Origin of the sequence: Mesorhizobium carmichaelinearum, from assembly GCF_900199455.1 — a bacterium.
GTDB lineage: Bacteria > Pseudomonadota > Alphaproteobacteria > Rhizobiales > Rhizobiaceae > Mesorhizobium > Mesorhizobium carmichaelinearum.
Genome location: NZ_FZQR01000096.1, coordinates 1 through 2,637, shown reverse-complemented (window position 1 = coordinate 2,637; position 2,637 = coordinate 1). Strand labels below are relative to the sequence as shown.

Annotated in this window: 4 protein-coding genes; all 4 read right to left on the bottom strand. The window is 60.2% G+C overall.

Features of this window, described 5'->3' with window-relative positions:
• Positions 1–87: 87 nt before the first annotated feature.
• Entirely contained in the window at positions 88–690 is a 603-nt protein-coding gene (locus tag CKW40_RS42050; RefSeq protein ID WP_095205358.1) for a nuclear transport factor 2 family protein, read from the bottom strand.
• A gap of 212 nt (positions 691–902) precedes the next feature.
• A complete protein-coding gene (locus tag CKW40_RS42045; RefSeq protein ID WP_095205357.1) occupies positions 903–1,112 on the bottom strand; it encodes a ferredoxin in 210 nt (69 codons plus the stop codon).
• A gap of 42 nt (positions 1,113–1,154) precedes the next feature.
• Entirely contained in the window at positions 1,155–2,372 is a 1,218-nt protein-coding gene (locus tag CKW40_RS42040; RefSeq protein WP_095205356.1) for a cytochrome P450, read from the bottom strand.
• Positions 2,373–2,446: 74 nt separating this feature from the next.
• The coding region (locus tag CKW40_RS44460; RefSeq protein WP_210200210.1) for a hypothetical protein at positions 2,447–2,637 on the bottom strand (191 nt) is incomplete at its 5' end.

Genomic DNA, 2,637 nt, shown 5'->3' with positions numbered 1-2,637 from the left:
CGCCGTTGCGGGGCTGAAAAGCAATGCTACCCACCGCACCTTCACCGACCAGGCATTCGCGGGCGGTGCTGTGGCGTTGCACAGTTGTCATAGGTTTTCGTCTCCACTGCCGCTGCGGGTCTCCACTTGGGAACCTATGCAGGCATTGTGGTGAGAAGGAATGCGGCGCTTGCCGAGCGCGTAGACCAGGTCATCCGGATGCGGTGCTCCTATGGGTTGCCGCAAGCCGAACCGTTCTGCCTCAGGGACCACTGGCGGGATCTGCTCCTCAAGCCAATCGTAGACGACCGTCCGTTTGGCAATCCGCCACTCCCCTTCCCTCTTCTGAAACAGGTCGCAATATCGGCCGCAAAGAAGCACCTGGCGTACTTCTCCGTCGTTGTCCGGTCCACGTTGCAACGCGGTGAAATAGCTCTCGACGCCGGCCTCCACCGGGCTGGTGAATTCGATCAGGATATTCGTGAGCTGATGGATGTTGCGCGGTCCGGTCTTGAAGACACCGAGCGCGAACTGGATGAAGCCCTCTGCCAAGCCGCAATAGGCCCCGTGATTGTCATGCGCGCCGGGCCAGTACGAGCTGCGCAGCGCCGCCTCGTCCGCGCGGTCTATGCCGCGGCAGTAGCGATAGAGGCAGTCGCGGATCGCCTCGCGGTCGAGGAGTTCGGTAACTTTTGTTTTTACTTTGTACATCGTCTCTGTCGTAGATTCTGAGATTGAAAAGAGGTGTTTCGCGGATTCCGTCTGCCGCTTTGCATCCTGGAGAAGACTTTGATGCCGCAGATGCCCTTTCGCAGTAGGACGAGCACGCTGGTAGGACAGAGGCTGCGCGCCGGCCTTCCAGCACGCGGCGCCATCGCTCCACCCCAACTAAACTCGTCCGACTTTCGGTGAGGACGCCCGATTTAGCCTGCCGGAGCGGGTGTAGGGGCGATTTCCAACGCATGTTCGGGGCAGGATCGCGCACCTCGTGACGCAAGCGGTTGCTCCCCAATCGGAATCTCAAGGTTACCGGGCAGGATGTAGCCCTCATCATCAAGCACGAAGATGTGCGGCGCTTGCGCCCAGCAGCGCGCGTGACCCTGGCATTTGTCATTGTGGACTATGATGCGCATAGTGCTGCCTCCATTCTCTTTATGCAGTCGGGGCGGCCTTGGTCAGGACCAGTCCAGGATCAGATTTTCGATTCCGAACACATGGCCGCCCGAGGTGATGGGCGCCGTACCTTGCTTGATCCGGAAGGACGGGATGCGTGCCAGCCACTCCTCGAGACCGATAACGATCACCCGCCGGGCAAAGTGTGAGCCAAGGCAGCGGTGAGGACCATAGCCGAAGGCGGCGTGGCGGTTGTCCGGTCGCGCCAGATCGATCGTGTTGGGGGATTCGAACTCCGTCGGGTCACGATTGGCAATCATCGTGGCACAGGAAACATAGTCCCCCTTCCGGATCGGGGCACCTTCGAATTCTATGTCTTTCTTCGCCACACGAATGATTTGGACTGTCGGATAGGCTCGCAACAATTCTTCGGCGGCAACCACGATCCGGCCCGGTTCCCTCCGCAGCCATTCCTGGTCTTTGGGGTTGCGCGCGAGATAGGCCAAGTCAAACCCTATCGCGGCTGCAACTGTGTCGAGTCCAGCGACGAACAGAAGCACGCCGATCCCACGGACCTCCTCGTGTGTGAGCCGGCGGCCCTCGACCTGTGCCTGCACAACGAAGGTCATGAAATCGTCGGCCGGTTCTTTGCGGCGAACGGCTGCAAGTTCGTCGATGAACGCCACGATAGTACGAGCCGCAGCTGGTCGTTTCACGTCGTCGCCATGGAGCAGATCGTTCGCCCAGCCGACAAATGTATCGAGCCGGTGATCTGGTAGTCCCAGAAAGCGAAGGAAGATGTTGACGGCGAAGGGAAAGGCAAAATCCTCCATCACGTCGCTGCTTGTACCCGATGCGGCGATCCGCTCAGTCAGAGTGCTTGCCCGCGCCCGTACAGCCGCTTCGAACACCGTTACCCGCTTGGGCGACAGCAGCGGATTGAGCAGCGAGCGAAAGACGCTGTGGGCCGGTGGATCGAGTTCAAGCGGAATCAGCGGCCAGTTCTCGCCCAAGGCCGAGGCAAAGATGCTGCGATGGCTGGAAAAGGTTTCGGCGTCCTGCAGCACCCTGCGCTGATCTCTGGCGCGAGTGATGACCCAGGTGCCCCGGCCATCGCGCGTGTTGAAGGGGGAATAAAAGATCGGCGGCCCGGCATGGACGCAGGCGACAGCTGCGTGCGGATCTCCATTTGGCGTCGGCGCCATGCCTGGCGAGGTAAACAGGCTGAAGTCCCTCACCATTTCGGGAGGGACATGATCTGGAACCGGGTTGGTCGCCATCTCGGCTTCTCCTGAAGGTCGTGGCTTGATGCGCTCGATTCAGATCGCACCGCCGGTCGCTACGTCGATTGCGGTCATTTGGTACGTCCCGGCTCAGGCACCATGAGAGTTTCCTGCGTGATGCAGACCGCCTGTGCCGCAAGCGCGGATGAATTGGTCGCTAACTCAATTAGCAGGGTGTCGCGTCGTCCTTCGTCCATAGGCACCGCCGTGATGATCCAGCAAGTACAGGTTCGCCACAGCTGAGTTGCATGAACACTGACGT